The sequence below is a fragment of the Bradyrhizobium sp. BWC-3-1 genome (assembly GCF_032917965.1).
Taxonomy (GTDB): Bacteria; Pseudomonadota; Alphaproteobacteria; order Rhizobiales; family Xanthobacteraceae; genus Bradyrhizobium; species Bradyrhizobium canariense_D.
On sequence record NZ_CP136625.1, the window covers coordinates 7,471,388 to 7,492,346 of the forward strand.

The window sequence follows — 20,959 nt, forward strand, 5'->3', positions numbered from 1 at the left end:
CTTATCGAATGCTCTCGAAGATCCCGATATCCTCAATTCGTGCCTTTGAAGCCGCAGCCCGGACCGGATCGTTTCGCGATGCGGCGAATGAGCTTCACCTGACGCCGAGCGCCGTCAGTCACGCGATTCGCAAGCTGGAGGCCACGCTTCGGACCGTTCTGTTCGAGCGCAGCGCGCGATCTGTGCGGCTCACGCCAGCCGGCGAAAATCTGATGCGTCACACCGGGGCGGCGTTCGATCAGCTCCGCCGCGGGCTTGAAGAAGTCGCCGCCCGCGGCCCACAACTGGTGCGCGTCCATTCCGCCCCAAGTTTTGCTGCGCAATGGCTGGCGCCACGGCTTGCGCAGTTTCTCGCTGCTTACCCGAAGCTCGAGGTTCGACTGGCCGCAAGCACGGATTATGCGCGCTTCAGCAACGATGATTTCGATATCGACATCGTCTACGGTCCGCCGCGCGCGGAAGGCGTCGAGATTGTTCCACTACCAGAGGAGACGGTCACGCCGCTCTGCTCTCCCTCGCTCGCAAAATCGATAAGGAAGGCCGCTGATCTCCTCGATCAGACGCTCATCCGCTCAGACGTGAAGCAGGTGCAGTGGCATCAATGGTTCGCTGCCAACGGATTGGAAGCCCCCGCGCTCCACGGCATGAGGTTCGATCGGAGCTTTCTTGCAATTGCGACCGCTGCGGAGGGATTGGGAGTGGCGTTGGAATCAACCCTCCTGGCCCAGCTTGAACTGGCCAATGGGCGATTGGTTGCCCCATTGGCGGGACGTGCGACCGATATCAGTTACGTCGGTCACCGTCTCATCTATCCGCGCGCCAGCCGACAAAGATCGGCCGTACGAGCGTTTGCAGACTGGCTGCTGGCTCAGCTCGACGGTGAAGACGCCCGCTCCTCGCAATGAACTGCAGGTCTGGCTGGAGCTTGGTTCAGGGCAAACCTCTGCTTGTCGCCGAACAGCAACCCTCGCCGCGGGGGCGTCCGCGCCTGCGGAGAACCTCAGATCATGCATTCTTCATTGGTCTGGTAGGGAGCTATCGCTGATGCTCGCCGATCCATCTGTACAAGGCGATCATCGATGTAGCGCCTGAGCGCCGCAGCCGCCTTCAACATATAGACACGCATTGAGATCACTTCCCGCACGTCACGGCTCGCGCGCGCCCGCAAACCCTTGCAAGAGGCGCTCGCCGCCAGCAGGCGCGAGGCCGATCGAAAGCCAGCGGATTCTGATCGCAGGAGGCGACGGCGAGCGCATCTTCTCCGCAAGCGATGCAACAGTGAAGCTCACTTTGCAGCTCGCGCGCCTCATCGAGCGGTCGGGACCCCGGAGGCCCTGGCAGAGCTGAGGGCCAGCAGGGTGCTTGGACCTCGATCCGGGACATGCGCTCGCCGAATTGATGCAGGCTTTCCTTCCGGACGTCCGCTGCTACGCGGCCGATGGATTTCACACTCTCGACGGGCTTCGAAACTGGATAGCCTCTCAACAACGAAGATGCTCAGCCCGTCGATTCAACGAGGCGATCTTCCACGGCCTCGGGCCGAGCTACCTACGTCGTGGGGAAATGGTCGTTGACCCGCAAGGCCATCGCTGCTCGGCGGGTTGGATGTCGAAACCGAGCGGTAGAGCGGTATGTGACGATTTCTTTCAATGACTCACAGAGTTGGTCTATTCTGGACTTCAAAGTACGAGCGGACAGGTAGACCAGAACGGCAATGGCAAGGCGCCGAAACATCATCGCAATTCCCTCGCTGGGCTCTCTCGACAAGGCCGCAGGCCGGGTCGGACAACAACTTACACAGGCACTTCGCGAGGCGATATCAAACGGGATGTTGAAGCCGGGCGAACGGCTGCCGTCCACCCGCGCCCTCGCGGCATCGCTCCAACTCGCGAGGGGTACGGTCATCGAGGCGTTCGGTCAGCTACATGCGGAAGGCTACCTCGAGGCGCGCGCCAGAGGCGGCACGATCGTCGCCAACGTCAACGGCGGTCGCGAACTCGTCAGCCCACCGCAGGCATTCATTGCGCCGCCGCGGATCGGCCCTGTGTTGCGGGAGAACGTCGCCCGTCTTGCAGAGGTCGCGCAAGCTCTTCGGCCGCAAGGGACGGCGCCATTTGCAATCGCTCATCCGGCAGGCGCGGTCGCCCCGGATGACAAGTGGCGCCGTCTCGGTAATCGCGTCCGAGCGCTGCGCGTGGCTGCCCCGTCGGGATACATCGACCCGAAAGGATTGCCTGATTTGCGGCTCGCGATTACTGACTACGTTCGTAAAGCCCGTGGAGTGAAATGCGAGGCCGGCCAGGTCGTGATCACGGCGGGTACGCAGCAGGGTCTTTTTCTGGCTGCAACCGTTCTTCTTGCGGACGGAGACGCAGTATGGGCGGAAGACCCCGCCTATCCCGGTATTGTCGCGGTTCTCGGAAACTTCAACGTCCAGACCTCTCGCATTCCCGTCGACGCGCAGGGCATCGACGTCCACGAAGGTCTCGTCCGATGCCCGAAGGCTCGAGTCGCGTTCGTTACGCCATCGCATCAATATCCGCTCGGCATGCCGATGAGCATGGGGAGACGCACGGCTCTGCTGTCCTGGGCCCGTCAAAACAATGCCTGGATTGTCGAGGACGATTACGACAGCGAACTTCGCTACGCGGGACATCCATTTCCGTCCCTGCAGGGACTCGATCCTACACGTGTCGTCTATCTCGGGACGATGAGCAAAGTGCTGTTTTCATCCATGCGGATCGGATACGCCATCGTTCCCATTCCGCTGGTGGATGCGTTCGCGGGCGCCCGTGCTCTTATTGACCGCCATTCTCCGACAGCCGATCAATATGTGCTCGCGCAATATATGCGCGAGGGCTATTTCGAAGCTCACATACGGCGCATCCGGGGCGCTTACGCAGAACGGCGCGTGGCCCTGATCTCCGCCATTGAGACGGAGCTGCCGTCCTGGACAGCGCTCCAACCCAGCGACCAAGGTATGCACCTGGTGCTTTGGCTTCCTGCCGGCCTCGACGACGTCAAGCTTGCCGAGCAAGCACACAAGGCCGGGCTGGTTGTGCGACCGATCTCGCCCATGTACCAAAATGCGCCTGCTCGGTTCGGTCTAATGCTCGGCTTCGGCGGCTTTTCCGTCGCGGAATTGCAGGCGGCCGCAGTCCGCCTGAAAGGTGTCCTTGAGGCATCGGTCCGCGCGAACAGAAAGGCCAAACTGTCCAAGCGCCCACGGATGGAAACTGCCAGATAATATTTGGATGGCCGCGCTCAGGTCTCTTTCGCGGCAATCGGCGCTCGCCGCGAACTTGAACATTGGGTTGGGTGCTCCGCAGCGCGCCGGGAAGAACGCGCACTGATCTCCAGTTTTTGAGTCCAACTACAGCTTTCGCCAGCGGCAGACGATCGTAGGGCGAATGAGATTATCCATGCTTGCGCAGGGCCGCCGATGGGTTTGGCCCCGTCATACCCGAGGATCACAAGTAGGTCGTTGCGCCACGATTTCTCCGAGCATGTCGCTCCGTCGGATATGAGTCAGGCCTGCTCCGCTTTGGCCACAGCGGCGGCCAGCATTGCATCGCCGATCACATCCTTGCCCTGGGCCTTGAGCGCGTTCCCTGCACCGAGAATGTCCCGGACCTCTTTATTCTGACTAAGCTTCGACTTGCCAACGAGTCGTGTGATCTCGATCTCGATTCCGACGATCATCTTGAGCATCATATCGATGTAGTCCTTGGGGCTGTCAGTCATCTTCCAAGGATCGGCCTGCTTCGCCTCATGGATGCGCGTCAGCCGCGCGACCATGCCACGAACGTAACGCTCATCGTCGCGGATTGTCACGCGTCCGTACACATGAGCCACCATATAGTTCCAGGACGGGACCTGCTTCTTGAACTCGACCTTGCTCGGATACCAGTTCGGCGCGATGTAGGCATCCCCGGCGCGGAATACGATCAGCACCTCGTTTCCCGTCGCGATATCCTGCCAAATGGGATTTGCGCGAGCCACATGTGAATGAAGCACGCCCTGTTGCCCTTCCTTCGCATGCAACTCGAAAGGCAGGTGATTTGCGTCGAGCCCGCTCTTCCCGTTAGTAAAGAGGATGCCGAGAGGATTTTTGTTGATGAGATCGTGAAGCGCCTCAGGGCGCGACTCGGCGAAATGTGGGGGGACGTACATGCTAGCTCCCTGGCAATTGATGAATGCCGCGCACGCTGCTCGCAGCATCAACGGGATTTCGTTCAGACCTCAGTCATCTGGAATTCACTCTTGTCTGCGCCGCAATCGGGGCAGATCCACTCGTCGGGGACGTCTTCCCAGCGAGTGCCCGGCGGAATGCCCTCGTCCGGCCATCCCTCCCGCTCGCTGTAAACAACCCCGCAGAGCGCGCACATCCAGGTCTTGTAAACCGGTGCGCCGATCGCTGTTTCAGAGTGCAGGTGAGCGCTTTCATTGCTCATCTCGGTGGCCTATGCTGTGGAGCATTCATGACACCGATGTAGGCTAGAACTGGTTCCTTCCATAGAGCCAGTCTGCGGCATTCTTGCTGTACCAGATTGACGTCCTCTGGTTCTGGTCAAGGCCGTCTACGCGGCAGTAGGAATATCTCTCAGAGAAGACGTGCATTCCTTCTTCGAGCAGCCGAAACTGGTCATCCGACTGTTGGACAACCATGACCGCGAAGCCTTGGGTCGCTCAGTCACGCGCCGCCGCTTTCGTCGGCGCAAAGGCCTGCGAGGCGTCGGCTGTGCATTCCGTCTTCCGACAAGAGCGCAAATGAGCCAGAACCGTCCAGCGGCCGGCCGGCGGCGTTACAAATGGCTTTGTAGCGAGCCAAACGGCCGCTGCAGTCCTGAGCTTTCTGCAATTGCGCTCGGGCGTGAAACGGGTCTAGCCATCATGCAAGAAGATTGGCGCCGCTAACGCCAGTTGAAACGATAATGGGTTGAGCGATGTTCAACTCGCATACGTTCTTTTTGTTCCTGGTGGTGGCATTGTTTGTGGTGGTCACGCCGGGCCAGGGTCTCTTCTATATTGTGGCCCGCACGCTTGCTGGCGGCAGAAGTGAAGGGCTCGCATCGAGCGTTGGCCTGGGTACCGGAGGGCTTGTCCACGTTTTCGGCGGCACCGTCGGTCTGTCTGCCCGTGTTGTCGCAAGCGCAGAAGCGTTCACCTTCCTAAAGATCGCCAGAGGCCTATATCTCATCTGGCTCGGGATTAAGGCGTGGCGCGAGACAAGCGTCGATCCGATAGAATTGCAGACGACAGATGCGCATTCTGCTTTTCGCCAGGGCATCGTCATAGAGGCGCTCAACCCCAAGACAGCCGCATGCTTTCTCGTGTTCATCCCGCAACTCGTCGACCCATCTGGGAGTGTCAGCATGCAGTTCACCGTCCTGGGCTCATTTCGCTCGCACTCAACACGAGCGTAGACCTGATTGTGACCTATTGGGAGGGATGGCTTTGCAAAAAAGGCCCTCATTCTTCGTTCAGGCGCGACAGGCATCAGGCGCCATCATCTGCGGGCTGGGGCCAACGCTACTCTTCGCACGGCGCACGAGTTCACGCTGCCGAATTTCCGCGCTCGAATAGCGCGCAGAGTCTCCATTCGGCTACGAAGGACACCTTGCCATCGGAGGTCCTTGCTTCACCGTGCAACGGGATCACGACCAGCGTCGATGCTGGTTCGACTTCGGCCGCGCTTTGGCCGTCCGGGCCGGCAGAACATGAAGGCACGCATCAACCGGCTGGGAGCAAGGCCCGCCACTGCAATCCAACGCGCTTGCCTCTGCTGCCTTTTGCTCTCGTGCTGCTGGATCTGGGTACGTGATGAGGACCGAGTTCGTGTCCACGGCCTAGAAATCGTCATCCTTCCTCGTGCTCAAAACGAGGAGTGCAGCCGGGAACGGGTGAGCGATGGCCGCAACGCCCTCCTGCCGGATCTTCAAACATCAGCATCACCCGCCCGAGCCCGAGCACCGTCGGGGTCGTCATCGAGAGCGGCCTCCCATTTCTTGCGGATTAGCGAGAAGGCGTGACATCGCTGGGATTGCCGCTAGTGTTTCGGCAAGCGCATCGCCGCGATGCTTAGATCGGCGCCAACTCGAACCATGTTGCTTCCTAACCATCGCACTGACCACCGGGCGCCTTTGGATAGTGCGGATGCCAACATGCTGAGTCGCGAAGCTGCGTGCGAGGTGGAACGGTTTCTTAATATCGCAATGGCCACAAGGAAACAGCGCTGATTTCCTTGCCGGGCCTCGCCCACGAGATTGGCGTGGGCTCGGTCCAAGTCAACGACGAGGGTCACCGGCTCGGGCTTGGCAGTTTCAAGGCTTTGGGCGGCTCCTATGCCGTCATCCGGCTCGTCTTAGAAGCAGCAACTCCGCGCCTCGGCAGGGCTGTTAACATCTCGGAGCTTCACGCACCTGAGGTGAAGGCCGTAGCACGGGGGATGACGGTATCCTGCGCCGACGGACGGCAATCATGGCAGGTCCGTAGCGCACGGCGCTCAGCTCGTGGGGGCGAACTGCGCTATATTCATTCACTCGGGCGTCAGCGATGAGCGTAGCGCAGCAATCGTCCCACATGGCGCGCAGATGATCCGCGTCAGCGGCAACTACGATGACTCCGTTGCCGAAGCATCCCGAGTTGCCGCAGAGAACGGCTGAATCACGGTGTCTGACAGGTCCTGGCCGGGCTATCCCATGGTCTGGTAATGCAGGGATCTCCGCGCTCCTGACTGAAGCACTACGACAGTTGCCCGAACCTCCGACCCACGTCTTCGTCCAGTCAGGAGTCGGTGGACTTGCCGCAGCGGTCTTGGACATTTTTCGGTGTCGTTAGGTGATAGTCGCCCGTCCTTCACGGTTGTCGATCCATCGCGCGCAGCGTGCCTGTTTGAAAGCGCTCGAACCGGGCATTGCGTCAAGGTAGCTCATGGGCAGCCGACAGTGATGGCGATGCTAGAGTGCTACGAACCTTCGCTCGTCGCTTGGCGCATCCTTTCGCGCGCAGCCGACGCTTTTATGATTGTCGATGACGAGGAGGCCGTCGGGGTTATGAACCGTTTGGCCAATCCCCGGGACGGTGATCCGGCTATCGTTGCAGGCGAAAGTGGCGGGGTTGGTCTGGCAGGGTTGCTGAAAGTTGCGGCCGATTCGACCTCGCGCGCTTGACTGGTCTTGAACCTGACGCACGGGTCTTCCTCATCAATACCGAGGGCGCGACGGATCCTGGCGCTTACGAACAGCTCGTGGGTCAGTCTCTGTCGCAAGTGGTCAGGAGAAGCTTGGAGGCCTAGACGCTCATGATCCGCGGCCCGTTCGGTGAACTCGTGACGGAGACGAAAGCCCAAGAGAAGGCCAAGAACGAAGGCATCCAGCGATTGATCCTACGATTGAAATCCGCCGCAGATTTCTGCTTCCAACGAGGCCCGTACGCACGTTTTCGGCACAAAAGGCATGACTTTGCCGTCTTGCCGCAAGACCAAGCGTTATGACTTTGGCGCTTTGCAGTCCAACCGCGTTCGCCTCATCGAATGATACAACAGCTTCGTTTTCTTGTTGATTCGGCACACCCGGCTATGAGCCGTTTCATAATTGCGATACAGCTCTCCGAGTAATCTGTCGATATGCGTGGACTCCTGATCGTTCTCACGGCTTTCGCGATCATATTGGCGGCACGCGGCCACCACCAAAGCGCGTTCATGCCGCGCCCGACGGCGCCCATGCCATCCGTCAATGTGCCCTAACACCACGAGGTCTGTCGGGTACGCGGTTGCCTGCGAGCGAACGCAGGGCAGATCGGGCCGGCAACAAGGGACTGCTAGGCTGATTTCGGCGCATTCTTCAGATAGACGACAGCGCGACGTCCCGCAGAGGTCAGCTCCCCCAGAGTCGTTTTTCCCGCCCGTACCGCTTGGATCAGTTGCTCAGCGACATACCGGCGGCTCTCGTGGTCACCGCCATTCGGCAGCCCCGCACAGACCTGATCCAAGACCAGGCCCATGTTCGCTTGAACCTCTCCCGTAAATTCGCTCACGCTCCATCTCTCCTTTCGAGGGATAATGCGATAAGGCTAGTGCCCTCTTTGCACTCGGTATAGCGCACATTTGCCGAGCGGTTAAAAGCCTCTCGCGTGCAGAAGTGAATTCATGGTTTGACGCGGCTTGGTATCCTCGCAATTCGCGCGGCGCTTGCGTTTGAAACGATCGCGCCGCGTTCGAAACGTCTCGTTGCGAGGAGGACGGAATCGTCCCGTACGGCTCGGATTTCCGGGCTCTCGCATTTCCCTGAGCGCCGGGCCGGCCTCATGCGGGCGCTATGGTCCTCACATGGGCGGCCATGGCCCTCTGGTTCGGCGCGGGCGGCCGTTGCGCCGCAGTTCACGCGAGACTGTCGAATCAGCCCGCCCCAGGCGACGTCCAATCTGTTGGATCGATTGGCCCTGCACCTTGAGAGGCGCGATCTCTTCGTGGCCTACCAATGAGAGCTATTGCCCCGAGATCGCCTTTGCCGAAGATCTGAACATCGCTGGTGGCATGTCGCCCGCCTTTGGGAATAATCTGCTTCCGCGGTAGGTCGAGGGGGCGATCGGCAACATCTTGCAGATCGGCTCAACCCCACGCGCCGCACGATCATCGTCGATGCGATCATGGCTTGGACCGGCGGTCGAGCTCCGCCGTCGCAAAATAAGCGCTTGCCTTGCGCAGGATCTCGTTGGCTGGCGAAGCTCGCGGTTCTTCCGTTCCAGAGCCTTGGGCTTCTCGGCCAGCTCGGTCGGAACGCCGGCCCGCTGCCCACTGTCGATCTCGACCTACTTGACTCAGTCATGCAAGGTCTGCGCGTGCAGCCAATCTTGGCCGCAATGGAAGTCACCGTCGTCCAGCGCGACCTGTGCTCGTTGGCCTGATACAGAGCTATACGACCCCCTCGGGCTCGGGCCTCGGGTGAACATTTCTCGTCGTCTTGCTTGTCATGGCTCCACCTTCTCAAGACTTGGAGCCTCCGCCAAATCCGCGGCGGCGGTTCAGATGGGCGCTCAATCCTGCAAGCGCTCAAACGCGGACGGCACGATTGAGTGAGTTTTGCTGTCAAGATGCTCTGGTCTACTCAGCTTCTGGCGGAGCGATCCGTTTGCAACCACGAGAGCACTAACGAGGATGCCCGCCGGAACGCGGCGAACTGTCGCTCGATCTTGCTGGAAAAGTGCGCTCTGCCACGAGACCGGCAGGAATTATGCGGCTCATTTGAACAACAATGCCGAGATTGGCCAGAAAGGGAAGCGGAGCGGCGATTGCCGATCTCTATTCCTCGCCGCAGAGGTCGTTCATGGGCAGTCATGATCTTGTCTCCAGCAGTTTCCTCGGGCTGACCGCAGCCGGATTTGCGCTACTCTGCTCGAGCCTGCTTGTCCTCGTCTTCACATGAAGTAAGCCCCCTCGTATGGCCAGTCTCTGGTCATTCAGTTCATCGACTGGACGGACTGCTTCCCTAGACTTTGAACGCTGGCACGGCTCCAGCAGGCCGTGATGAGTATCGTAGCCGCCCGGCCAAAATCCTCGACGCGATAGCGGCCCCTGCCCGCAACCTTCGAAACAACCGTAAGCCCGTCACGCAACGCCGGTGAACTTACCCAGAAAACCGGTCTCCAGAAAGTCATTGTCCTAACCGCCGGCTCTGAACGGCATGACAGTGTTGAAGGTCGGCCGCAGCCGAGACTAACCTGGGATCTGCACCGGCAGTGCGGAATAACCGTGCACAAAATTCGATTGAACTCGCTCCGGTTCGCCGACCACATTTACCTCCAAACATCGATTCAGCATCTCCTCCCACAGGATTTTCAGCTGCAGCTCGGCAAGGCGCCTACCCACGCAGCGATGAATCCCAAATCCGAAAGAGAGATGTTGCCGTACATTTTCCCGATCGATGATGAAGCTGTTGGCTCTCGCAATGACCTCGTCATCTCGGTTGCCAGAGATGTACCACATCACAACTTTGTCGCCTCGCCTGATTCGCTTGTGGCCTATCATGAAATCGTCCACAGCGGTCCGGCGCATGTGTGCAATGGGGGTTTGGTATCGTATAATCTCGGATACCGCGCCGGACACCAGCGAAGCATCATCCCGGAGTTTTCGCATTTCGGATGGATTTTGACTCATGAACAAGACGCCCCCGGTAATTGAGTTGCGCGTAGTATCGTTACCTCCAACAATCAGCAGAATGAGGTTGCCCAGGAACTCGCGGGGCTCCATGTTTCGGGTCGCCGGTGAATGCGCCATCATCGAGATCAGGTCACCGCGCGGCTCACAATTGACCCGTTCGCTCCAAAGCCGCGTAAAATAGTCCAGGCACTCCGACAGCACCACCTTTCGCTTTTCCCAGCTGTCGATCTGGTCGCCCATTTGTGGAGTCAAGGCAGCTACGTCCGACCAGTGGGTCAGCAACCACCGATCCTGAAATGGAAAATCGAACAGCGTGGCCAGCATTTGGGTCGTCAACTCGATCGAGACCCTGTCGACCCAGTTGAAGGTATCGTTGCGCGGCAAACCGTCCAAAATCTTCTGAACCCGCGAGCGGATCAAGCCTTCAAGATTTGCCAAGTTCTCCGATGCCGCTATCGGACTGATAGTCTTACGTTGCTGAGCATGGAGAGGAGGATTCATTTTGATAAAACTGGGGGTCCAATACTCCTCCGGCGGGTCGACTATTGTGACGCTTCGCTCTGATGAGAATGTTGTGTGATTTGAGTCCACGGCTATGATGTCGCGGTATTTTGTTATCGACCAATATGGTCCGTATGGGCTGTTTTCGCAATAATGAACGGGATCTTCCCTTCGCAGCCGCTCGAAATAAGGCCAAACGGTATCATCCTCGAAGCGCTTGGGTTCGCTTACATCAAGGCGGCTCAGCGGGATATCAGTGCTCTCGCAGGCGCTTTCTGTCGATAACGCTGTCATGATTGTCTCGCTGACATTGGCTTGCACTTTTGCTGGATCAGCTGAGTGCGCTGTCTAGAGTTCGGGGGAAGCGCGCTCGAAACACGACGAGCTTGGGCGGTGCACTAACGATGTGTCACGCATGATCATGGCTGGACTTCGCGCGAGGTCCGAAATCTGAAATCATGTTACGGACTTTGGTTTGGTCCCCGTCAACGAAGAATAATGGAAAGGCGAGCGAAGCTCCCCTATCAGGATTGGGAGGCGCGCGAACGCGCCCTTTGTGGTAGTCAACATCAAGCCGCAAGCACTCGCAGCTGTGGCACCCAGCCGGTTATCGTCATTTTCTCGGGCAGGCAGCCCCTTTGCCACTCGACCACTTACATTGCCGAGGCGACGGACGTCCGAACTGGCAACAAAGTATCTTCCATGCGCTGGAATAGAAGAGAATTGGCACAGCTGAAACAGCTCTGGTCCGAGGGACAGAGTGCCGCGCAGATCGCGGGTCATCTCGAGTGCAGTCGCAACGCCGTTTGCGGCAGGCCGACTCGGTTGGGTCTCACTCGAGGTCGCAAGCCACCAACAGCACAAAACCCAAGATTAGATCGGTGCCCAAGCGGAGGGCCGACGTTGATGGCTGCCCGCCGCGATCGCGTCCGAAAGAAGCTGCTGCAATAGGCGCTAAAAACGCGGCCTCAGGAAATGAGCAAGCGGCAGCTTTACGCAATCCTAGCTGAGGCGGTCAGGAATACCGTCTAGAGCTATCGGCGCCGCGATCTCCCGGGTCTAGGCCGCCGTAGTCGGTTCATTCGGGCTATTTGGTTTCGCGATTTGTGCCTATCCGACGAACAGTGGCGTCCAGTAGAACGTTCGCGGCAGGAGGGCTCGATCGTACATCAAGCCATCCAATCTCAAGAGGCCGGATGCGCTGAATTGGAGAGAAGAGAGCGTTCTGCTTATTGAGTTTTCCGGGTATGCGTTTTGAGGAAGCGCCCGCCGTCCTAGTTTGCGCGGTGTTCGGAACTTTCGGCACACCGCGCCCAACGAACTACACGAGACCGGGTGAAGCCGCTTGATCCTCAACCACTTTCGATATCTGCGACAGGCGTGTGGAGAGCTGGACTGGGACTGAACACTCGGCAAATCATCGAGGTACGACGTTTCCGGGGGTGAGCCCGGTGGCCCTCCGACTGTGATCGGACCTTCTGGTTTTAGACGAAGGCGCGAGTTTCCTCGCCGGCTTCGATAGGTTTGAGCTGACGGCGGAGATGAAACGGAAGAAGGTGAAGCGGTGAGTACCAGATAGCTCCACTATTCGATCTTCGCCTGTTCTCCCGAAAGAACCTCCGATAGAATCGCCTGTCGTCGGGCGGCGCTATGCTTAGCGTTGGAGCGGCTTGACGAGCTGCCCTCGCGGGATATTGCCTGACGTCGTTTAAAAGGTCGGCTCCTGCGGTGCGCAGACACACGAAAACGGCTACCACCAACGTAGGTGCCTTGACGTCTGCGCAAAACCGGCGGCGCCTCTGAGGCGGCCGGCTGTTCAATTGCACCCATCCGTTCTCGCTCACCTACCCGGCTCATTTCGTCACGCCAGCTGCGCGAGAGCCGCCGATAGGAGAGTTTCGCTCGTAGCGATATTGCCGCCGAGTAACGGACGCATGAAAGGACTTCTTCTGCGAGGGATCCATGAAGACGCCCACCGACAATCCCTTCATTGGCGAATTTCACTACATACCGGGACGGAGCCAAGCGGACCCATTATTCCTGGAGCGATGGGGAATACGCCACGCAGAATCAACTACCAACCTTGTCAGTTGACGGAGAATACGGGACCGCATCAATGTTGGTCATTGAACCTCGCACGAGTCAAATCGTGGAGCAGTTCGAGGTCTAGCAGCTTAAACGGCCCTGGTGGGTGTCTCGTTGCCGAAGATCAAAGATTATCAAGGCGGACGAATTGGGGACCCCGCCGTGGCTGTGTTGATTCGAGTATCTCGCTTGCAGAACTTGTTCTCTGTGTCCGAGGGGAGCGGATCGTCATCCGACAGCGCGTTTCTTCCGCAGATCGGCCGTCACGCAAGCTCCCAATTGCCTAGCGACAGTCCCGATCGCCCTTGGCAAGCAAAGGGATGCAGGACAATTCGCTTGCGACGTAAAACTTCGTAAACATGGGATAACAATCCTTGCAGACCTCGATCTTAAGCACGTATTACGATGCTCGCCTTCCTTGGTACACCATCTATCCAACTGTAACCCAGTTCTCCAAAGCAGTCGGCGGCGACGCCTGTGAGAGATGGCTGCAGCAGCTGCCGCTTGACCAATCGGTGTCGCTCTATTTCCACATTCCGTTCTGTCGATCGATTTGCTGGTATTGTGGCTTCGCTCGAAGCATCACTCGCCGGCATGCCCCTATCCTCGACTTTTTGGGGGTTCTTCGTAAGGAGATCGATTTGGTCGCGGCGCAGGTTGCGCAACCGCTGCCTGTGAGCGATGTCCACTTCGGCGGTGGAACGCCGACCCTCCTCGAGCCAACGGAATTCCGGCGGTTGATGGAGCTTCTGCGCCGCCGCTTTGCGATTTCGAACACGGCCGCCATTGCTGTTGAGATCGACCCGCGCACGTTCACGCTCGCCACATGCGAAGGATTGGCGGCTGCCGGCGTGAACCGCGCGAGCCTCGGCGTCCAGAGCTTCGATCCAATTGTCCAAAAAGCCATCAACCGGGTCCAGAGTGAGGCACAAACAGAGCGCGTTGTCCAGTCGCTGCGGCAGCATGGAATAATGCGCGTCAACTTCGACCTCATCTACGGGCTGCCAAATCAGACGGTGCAGTCCTGCGTTCAGACCGCGACAACGGCGCTGGCAATGCGACCAGACCGGCTTGCGGTGTTCGGCTACGCGCACGTTCCTTCCTTCAAGAAGAATCAGCGCCTGATCGACGAGGCAGCGCTGCCAGACAGCCATGCCCGTGCAGAACAAGCAGCCGCGATGGCCAATACACTGACTGCAGCGGGCTACCGCCAGATCGGACTCGACCATTTCGCCTTGCCGCACGATGAGCTCGCGCTGGCGCAGAAAGCCGGTCGCCTGCGGCGGAATTCACTCGGTTACTCGGCCGACACCTGCAATAAAGTGATCGGCTTCGGACCGTCGGCGATCGGCCGGCTTGGCGAGGGCTACGTCCAGAACGAAGTTACAGCGGGTTCCTACAGCGGCCAAATCAACGCCGGCCGTCTGGCGACGTCAAAGGGCTACTGTCTCAGCCTTGAAGACCGCGTCCGGGCCGCGATCATTGAGCGGCTAATGTGCGATTTCGAGGTGGACGTGCCGGCAATTTGCGTTGCTCATGGATTTGACCCGGTCGGTTTGCTCGGTTCAGGCGAACGCTTGGCAATGCTGGCTGAGGATGGGATCGTCGAAATGGAAAAGGGATTCGTCCGCGTGAGGCCGGAGCATCGTTTTCTCACCCGGGCTGTGGCAGCCGCATTCGATTGTTTCTTCGCGCCCCCCTCTGTTCAGACCAGCCAACGCAATGATTGAATGAAATGAATCAGTTTTGCTGCACGCGCCAGGAAGCCTGAGGAATGCGTTCGCTCATCTGGCACACTCACAACCAGCTCCAAATCGATCAACGACGCCGTGCGAAGCTGTGCGGCGGAGAGTCGCCCTGACCCGCGCCGCGAAGACAAGGGACGCACTGCTGCCGGGAATTGGACGCCCCGACAACAACGCTCCTCGCTCAAGCAGCGTGACCCTACATCTCGACAAGTTTCATCCCATCACCGCCATTAGCCGTGTAGCCAAGGATCTCGATGGGGACGACGACTGGTTGCGCGACGCCGCCAACCAACTGGAGATCGAGAACTGATCATCTTATGTCGTCGAGATGATGACATCTCGACGTTTAGGGACTTCCGGATCGAAAACCCTGATCGAGCTCGTCCGGATGGACAAGGACATCTGACCCTTGGCTCCGGCGGTGGCAGCCGAAATCATGCGTGATACGGCGCAAAGGATATTCGAGCGCAACAACTACAACCAGATCCGGCGGGATCACGGTCTTCGAAAAGATCGTTCCCTGTAAGAGCTTCGCGCGACGTGGATCGAAGCGAACTCCTAGAATTCGCCCGCCGACGCTGCGATACCGATCGGCCGTGAACGCCGGGGTTGTGGAGTCGAGCGGCACATTAGCTACGATTCACGCAGCGACAGCCGACCTCCCGCTCAGTCAACTACCAAACCTAGCAATTGATGGAGACGATGGACACATGCCAGTCAGTGGCTGTGAAATTCGCTCGGGCCACATAAGAAGTCGTCGCGCGATATAGATTTCATCGATCAATGGAGCTGATGGATGTTTTGCCTCGTCGTCCCCAGGTATCAAACTGTCTCGAATCGTGCCTTCCATCTTCCCATGAGAGCCACTCGAGGGTTTGTGGCGGCGAGCTTACGGGCCGCCAAGGATGTTAGCCCCTTCTGCCTGCCTGTGCTTCATCCCATCGACCGAGCTGCGAGCGGCGTTTCTTGGATCGGGCGTGTTGTTCTGCGAGCTCCGCTATTGCCGCTGCTCTCTGTTGAAAACAGTTTTCCTTCGTTTTGGCAGAGGGTTTGTCGCAAGGTCGCTGGCCTCCGTGTATCGGCCACCAATCTCTTGCTAGCGAACGCGCACACCGAGCAGCCCGCTAATGCCGGCACCCTCCAGCAGAAGCTCGCCTTGATTAGCGATCGAGCGACTAGGTTGTTTGCGCTGTGTACCCACACGTAGGCCAAGCGGCGCCGCTGTGGTGATAGCGCGCAAGGTTGAGCGGTCTCGCTGACATAGAGAGGCCGCCTGGTGTCAAGCGTCTCCCACCGCATTGAGGGACAAGATTTGACATCCGCTCTAGGCCGTCAGGTGGAAGTGCACTTTATTCAAATCGACGGGCGCGATAATCACCATGCATCGTTGCGTTATAACGCCGCTATCCACGCAAGCATATCTGGCTGGCGTCGTTGCTTTCATGTCTGGACCAACTGCGAAGCCACGAGGTCGTATTGTCCTTTGTCTGATAGCTAGTCTCGCCAGCAGTTCGGCGGCGCCGAGTCGCGAGATCTCCGGCCCAAGAAGCCCCAGCCCCGATGAGCTCGATGAGGCAACAAGCAGAACAATTTCGGATTCGGCCATGACATTCCGAAGCGGGCGACCCAAGGGAGCAGCCCGCCTTCCTAGGAGCTCCTTGCCAAAAACAGCTACGACCACAATAAAGCGAGATGTTGCCATGGCGACGGCCAAGAGCAGAATTGAAAATCAGATCGACCCATTCGCAAAATTCGAGAAGCTTCGCGAAAGAGGTGGCGCTTTCACTGCTCCTGGTCCTGCGGACACGATAGATCAGGATACAGCTTCTGTCAGATCCCAATTTTCGGATCTCGGGATTGGATTTGCTGGCTGGACGCTAAACACGCTTGTCGACAATGAACTCGGCAACGCCGCCAGAAGCACCATCGCCAATCAGCAATATGTCGGCCAGAATCCGACATTTAGTACGGTCAACTCTATGATCGTGACTTATGACCTCGCTCGGTGTGGAATTCCCGATGGTCAGATCGTGGTCGGAGCCGAGCATCAACACTGGACATGGCAGAGCGCTGGGCCAGATCGGCTGGGCCTCAATGCAGTTTCTTACTATCAAACGTTATTCGACAGAAGGATCGAACTCAAAGTGGGCTACCTCAGGAACCAACATGAGTTTGCGGGCGCTGGAGACAAAGTGTTTGGACCCTCATCGAGAATGCTGTTCCAAGCCGGCATGAGCAACAATTGGGCGCCAACGCCGGCTCTTAATCTGAAGTACAATTTTGATGATCGCCTATATAACAAATTCTCAATCCAGCGCTCGGTCAGTCCAGCAGGACAATATGCGCATGTAAGCGAGAATCCCACTGGCTTGAACTGGAGCACGCGCGACGCAGGCATTCTTTTGCTTGATGAGCTTTCCTACAGGAACAAGCCTACTCCGGGTGTAATGGAGACTTGGCTGCGGGCTGGCGCGGGCTTCAACAACAGCAGCTACACGGACCTGCAGCATCCGACAGAAGCGACGACCAAGGCCAACAGCGTCTACTATGTAGGTGCGGACAGGCAATTCTGGCAGTCTGCCGTCCACGGCTCGGCATCTCGCGGAGTCTATGGCGGGCTCTCTGCAATGTATGCTCCGCCTGACCTAAATAGAGCTAGTCAATACTACGAGATTCGCCTTTATGCGAAGGGCCTATTGGACAGCCGGCCCACAGATCAGATGAGTCTTGTTGTCAGCAATACCATCTGGAGCCATGTCGCGGTGGACGCTGCACTGGCAAAAGAGCAGCTGGCGCACCGCGACAGTACAGCAATTTCGGGACTGTACACGGCGCATCTGGCGCCCGGTATATATACAACCGTAGGACTGACCTACATCAATCACCCAACAAGCATTACCTACACACCGCAAACCGGACACGCCCTGAATATATTAGTATCTACGTCGGTATTCTTCTAAAGGCTCAGGACTGGGCGTGAATTCACCGGCATGTAGTCGAAATCACAATCGTTCCCTTTCAACGGCTTGGGCCGGTCATCGCGGCGTTTTGCTATCTCTGTGCTCCTGGCGCGAGGCCGGGTACCGCGTGAATTTAGGCATGTCCAAGGTAGCCTGCTGTTGGGAATGGTAGCTTGGAGCCTTTGCTGGTGGTCTAGAGCGATAGACCGGCGCCGTATCGCGCAAAAGTCGGGTCCTCTTGCGGCAGTGACATTGCTTCTCGTTAGCTGCTCCTGCAACTCGTCAGACTCGCGTCCGAGCCCATGACAACCCCGAAATCGTGCCCTCGGAGATTCCCGCGAAGAGACTTAGAAGTGGAACCGCGACACAGATGCCAAAATTCAGCCAGCTCCGGCAATCGCGCTCTGTCTGTCCGCCGGTCGTGCCGTCGTCCGAAGGGCGATGCGCAAGGTTGGCGGAAACGCACCCTCGTCCGGGGAAAGTCAACCGGACGCGGCCGGATGACTTGCGCCACTCGGCGCTGAATCATTTTCGGCGGACGAGATAAGCTTGAGCATCTTACTTCAGCGAGGAGGTCGCCTCCCGGGTCTGCGCGCGCGTTAGCTCCTCCTCGCGCGAACATGCGACAAGGCCAGTGCAACCATGTGAATTTGCCGCGCACTGCTAGGCAACTTTCGTGGACGGGTGCTTCGTCATCTTGAGGCGCGTCACACTGCATCGACCATCGACACTGACGGGCGCGTCGCCATCGAGTGTGGCACGATGAACGACGCGATGCTGGTCACCGTAATCGTTAACGGCATAATGCTGTGTTGCGCGGTTGTCCCAAATCGCGACATCGCCTTCTTTCCAGGTCCAGCGCACGGTATTTTCGGGCGCCGTGATATAGGACTGGAATAGTTGAAACAGCTTCTGGCTGTCGCGTTTTGGAATATCAATAAACCTTTGCACCAGATCGCCGAGCACCAGCGCGCGCTCGCCGGTCTCGGGATGTACACGGACCACCGGATGCTCCGTCTCATAGATTGTTTTAGTAAAGACCTCATCAAAATGCTTCTGATCGATTTCGCGAACACGGCAGGTCCCGGCGTAGTCGAAGGCGTTGCTGTGAACGGTCCAGAGTTCGTCGGCAAGCCCTTGGAGCGGCCGCGGCAGATCCAGGTACGCCGCCACAGCATTCGACCAAATCGTATCGCCGCCGGACGATGGGATCACAATAGCTCGCAGCACCGCAGCTTTGGGATAAGCCGCTAGAAAGGTTCCATCGGTGTGCCATACATCGGCTCGGCTACCTCCACGCGCGGAATCAAGCTCGATGATCGAGGTCGTTCCATTGATCGTACCGAGTGTCGGATGCGGCACCAGCTTTCCCAAACAAGCGGCAAAGCGCTCCTGCTCCGCGTCATCAAGATGCCCCTGATCGCGGAAGAAGATCACTTTATGTTTGAGCAGCAGGCTATTGATTGCAGCGACGGTTTGGCTCGGCAAATCACCCGAAAGTTTGATATTTCTGAGTTCAACACCGATGCGCGCGGCGCGCTTGACGACGTCGGTCGCTGGAATGACACGCTCGGTCGAAGCTGTTTCTTTCATTGCAATTTTTTCCAGGTTTTGCGGATTGTTCGAGCAGTCGAGGGCACATCTCACTCGCTTTCGATGACGAACCTCGCGCTGCGGGTACTCTTGAGCAAGCACCATGCCAGTCGGACACGAGCTGTGAACGTCGGGTTGATGATCCGAACAGTTTGCCAGGAGCGCAATGGCACCTCCGATCCTCTTGCAATCCGAACCCGCAAAAACACCAGAGGTGAAAATTCTGAGGCAAGCGCCCCGGTCCGGGCGAAAGGCACGCAACACCGAGAGGAATTGTACCGCTCGGCACCCGAACAGAAACGCGCCAGACGGCCTTCGTGCAACTTTGAGCAGCGAGCCGTGCGTGCCGTTCTAGTCCAGTATGGCACCTTCCCAACTGTTTGCACAATCGGCCAAACACGGGCCGCGTCTGCGAACGAGCCATCACCGGCTCTGAAGGTGTCCGGGACCTGCCCTGGCCGCGATCACTGCCGTAACTTCATCCGCCGGAAATGGAAGAGGAATAGATGACCTTGGAAGAGCCCCAAACGATTGAATTACGGTTTCATCCAGGCGAAAGCCATTGATCCGCGGCACTGGGATCGCGATGTTCTCGATGCACCGACGTCCGAGGGCAGTGAGGCAGATGCTCGGCATATCCCGGTGGACGGCAAAGATATGCCCACTACCGATCGTTATAGGTGTTTCAATGTTGTCGAAGTAGTTACCCTCGACGAGTGCTTGCACAGACGATCCAGCATCCACTGCATGGAAAAATCCGCCGCTGTGTTGCGCATTCGTGTTGTGGAAGTAATTGTTAGCGAACGATGGAAACGACGCGCATTGCGATGGCAAGGAGAAGACGTCGGTCGTCTTCGACAGGGCCGGCAAGCGCCGCTGGAAATTGGCTCAAACATTGATATCACTGATGGTCAGGTTGCGAATAACGACGTTGCTGACCCCATTCAGGCGCAGCCCCTTCCCTTTGATTGTAGCGGTCGAGCCAATGCCGATCACCGTTTTGAAGGCGTGATATTTGCCGGCGATGCTATTGCAATTGCACGAGCCGACCTGGTGTGGATCGATCACAACCGATTCACAATATCGGGCGTCAGAGATTGCCGGCGGCTTTGGCCCCACGACAAATATTAGGGTATCCTGGAACGACTTCGATGGCAGCGATATCTATTCCTCTTATTGTAACGGGGAGCACTATTGGAACCTCCTGTTTCTTGGTGTCCCGCAGACGATCACTATCGCAAATAACTATTTTCGCGATAAGAAGAGGGACTCACGCTTGTAAGGTGCCGAACAGGCACGGCCGTGTTGGCATCCCTGCCCTTCGCCTCGCCCTCCGTACCGGTAAAGTCTATGGTTCCAATTACCTGGATCTCGCGCGGAGTGTGGTCATTGCACTGGCCGAAGCTGTACGACCGACATAACTCATAATTCAGAGCTTTGGTTGATCTGACCTGAACTATCTCGCCTCCCAGCCCGCCCGTCGCTGCAGAGTCAAAGCCCTTGATGGGCTCGCATCGCACATCGTTGGGTCCGAGCACGGACAAGACGCCGAGGACGGCAGCAAGTCCGCCGAGCACGCGCAACGAACGCTTGATGTGCTCCACCGTGTGTTTCATAGGCATATGCTCTCTCTTACCTTCGCAATTCCGCACGACAACTTGACTTTTCGAGCCGAAATGCTGAACTAGACGGGGCCATCAGCATGCGGCGTTAACGCCATTAGATCGTCGTCAATAAGGCAGGCTGGTAACATCGGAAGCATGCTAAACAACAGTCGAGGTGTGCAGCCGCAGGCAGTGTGCCAGGTGGAATCGACCTGGGTAGCCATTGAGCGGCTCACGGCCGATCGAGCGCGGTCAGAATGAAAGCAAGATCTTATCCCACGTTTCACCGTAACGCGCACGGCTCGAAAG

At 58.0% G+C, this 20,959-nt stretch carries 14 protein-coding genes, 2 pseudogenes and 1 other annotated feature; of the genes and pseudogenes, 8 read left to right on the forward strand and 8 right to left on the reverse strand.

Annotated elements, in window-relative coordinates:
• Nucleotides 1-8: 8 nt before the first annotated feature.
• Together RX329_RS36020 and RX329_RS36025 are read left to right on the forward strand one after the other, a co-directional pair.
• A complete protein-coding gene (locus RX329_RS36020) occupies nt 9-905 on the forward strand; it encodes a LysR substrate-binding domain-containing protein (protein ID WP_007600164.1) in 897 nt (298 codons plus the stop codon).
• Nucleotides 906-1,714: 809 nt separating this feature from the next.
• A complete protein-coding gene (locus RX329_RS36025) occupies nt 1,715-3,247 on the forward strand; it encodes a PLP-dependent aminotransferase family protein (RefSeq protein WP_317245103.1) in 1,533 nt (510 codons plus the stop codon).
• A gap of 281 nt (nt 3,248-3,528) precedes the next feature.
• Here RX329_RS36025 and RX329_RS36030 read toward each other — a convergent pair whose 3' ends face one another.
• Together RX329_RS36030 and RX329_RS36035 are read right to left on the reverse strand one after the other, a co-directional pair.
• Nucleotides 3,529-4,173, reverse strand: a complete 645-nt coding sequence (locus RX329_RS36030) for an FMN-binding negative transcriptional regulator (protein WP_007600163.1) — start codon at nt 4,171-4,173, stop codon at nt 3,529-3,531.
• 62 nt (nt 4,174-4,235) lie between these two features.
• Complete coding sequence (locus RX329_RS36035; RefSeq protein WP_198288322.1) at nt 4,236-4,388, reverse strand: rubredoxin; 153 nt, start codon at nt 4,386-4,388, stop codon at nt 4,236-4,238.
• 558 nt (nt 4,389-4,946) lie between these two features.
• Here RX329_RS36035 and RX329_RS36040 point away from each other — a divergent pair.
• Nucleotides 4,947-5,426: a LysE family translocator gene (locus tag RX329_RS36040; RefSeq protein ID WP_317245104.1), complete on the forward strand. Its 480-nt coding sequence runs from the start codon at nt 4,947-4,949 to the stop codon at nt 5,424-5,426.
• A gap of 678 nt (nt 5,427-6,104) precedes the next feature.
• Nucleotides 6,105-7,297 (forward strand): annotated as a pseudogene (locus tag RX329_RS36045) (diaminopropionate ammonia-lyase).
• A 524-nt stretch (nt 7,298-7,821) separates the two neighbouring features.
• Here the strand turns inward: RX329_RS36045 and RX329_RS36050 are convergent.
• The 4 genes and pseudogenes from RX329_RS36050 to RX329_RS36065 all read right to left on the reverse strand — a co-directional run bounded on the left by RX329_RS36050 (nt 7,822) and on the right by RX329_RS36065 (nt 10,954).
• Nucleotides 7,822-8,037 carry a hypothetical protein gene (locus RX329_RS36050; protein WP_085348737.1) on the reverse strand — a complete coding sequence of 72 codons (216 nt, stop codon included), beginning with the start codon at nt 8,035-8,037 and terminating at the stop codon, nt 7,822-7,824.
• 288 nt (nt 8,038-8,325) lie between these two features.
• Nucleotides 8,326-8,448: a helix-turn-helix domain-containing protein gene (locus tag RX329_RS36055; protein ID WP_245286098.1), complete on the reverse strand. Its 123-nt coding sequence runs from the start codon at nt 8,446-8,448 to the stop codon at nt 8,326-8,328.
• Nucleotides 8,449-8,571: 123 nt separating this feature from the next.
• A pseudogene (locus tag RX329_RS36060) lies at nt 8,572-8,990 on the reverse strand (IS3 family transposase); the annotation flags it as partial.
• Nucleotides 8,581-8,693: a sequence feature (AL1L pseudoknot), on the reverse strand. It overlaps the preceding pseudogene by 113 nt.
• Before the next feature lie 725 nt (nt 8,991-9,715).
• Nucleotides 9,716-10,954: a cytochrome P450 gene (locus RX329_RS36065; RefSeq protein WP_317245105.1), complete on the reverse strand. Its 1,239-nt coding sequence runs from the start codon at nt 10,952-10,954 to the stop codon at nt 9,716-9,718.
• A gap of 408 nt (nt 10,955-11,362) precedes the next feature.
• Here RX329_RS36065 and RX329_RS36070 point away from each other — a divergent pair, with 408 nt between their 5' ends.
• The 3 genes from RX329_RS36070 (at nt 11,363) to RX329_RS36080 (ending at nt 17,453) form a co-directional block, all read left to right on the forward strand.
• A complete protein-coding gene (locus RX329_RS36070; protein WP_317246469.1) occupies nt 11,363-11,611 on the forward strand; it encodes a GcrA family cell cycle regulator in 249 nt (82 codons plus the stop codon).
• A 1,508-nt stretch (nt 11,612-13,119) separates the two neighbouring features.
• Nucleotides 13,120-14,475: an oxygen-independent coproporphyrinogen III oxidase gene (hemN, locus tag RX329_RS36075; RefSeq protein WP_317245106.1), complete on the forward strand. Its 1,356-nt coding sequence runs from the start codon at nt 13,120-13,122 to the stop codon at nt 14,473-14,475.
• 1,718 nt (nt 14,476-16,193) lie between these two features.
• On the forward strand, nt 16,194-17,453 hold the full coding sequence (locus RX329_RS36080; protein WP_317245107.1) for a carbohydrate porin: 1,260 nt from the start codon (nt 16,194-16,196) through the stop codon (nt 17,451-17,453).
• A 663-nt stretch (nt 17,454-18,116) separates the two neighbouring features.
• Here RX329_RS36080 and RX329_RS36085 read toward each other — a convergent pair.
• Nucleotides 18,117-19,046: a TauD/TfdA family dioxygenase gene (locus RX329_RS36085; RefSeq protein ID WP_317245108.1), complete on the reverse strand. Its 930-nt coding sequence runs from the start codon at nt 19,044-19,046 to the stop codon at nt 18,117-18,119.
• A gap of 531 nt (nt 19,047-19,577) precedes the next feature.
• Between RX329_RS36085 and RX329_RS36090 the strand changes: the two genes are divergently transcribed.
• On the forward strand, nt 19,578-20,177 hold the full coding sequence (locus tag RX329_RS36090; RefSeq protein ID WP_317245109.1) for a hypothetical protein: 600 nt from the start codon (nt 19,578-19,580) through the stop codon (nt 20,175-20,177).
• 101 nt (nt 20,178-20,278) lie between these two features.
• On the opposite strand, the gene RX329_RS36095 is transcribed toward RX329_RS36090, so the two are convergent.
• A complete protein-coding gene (locus RX329_RS36095; RefSeq protein WP_317245110.1) occupies nt 20,279-20,662 on the reverse strand; it encodes a hypothetical protein in 384 nt (127 codons plus the stop codon).
• Nucleotides 20,663-20,959: the final 297 nt, after the last annotated feature.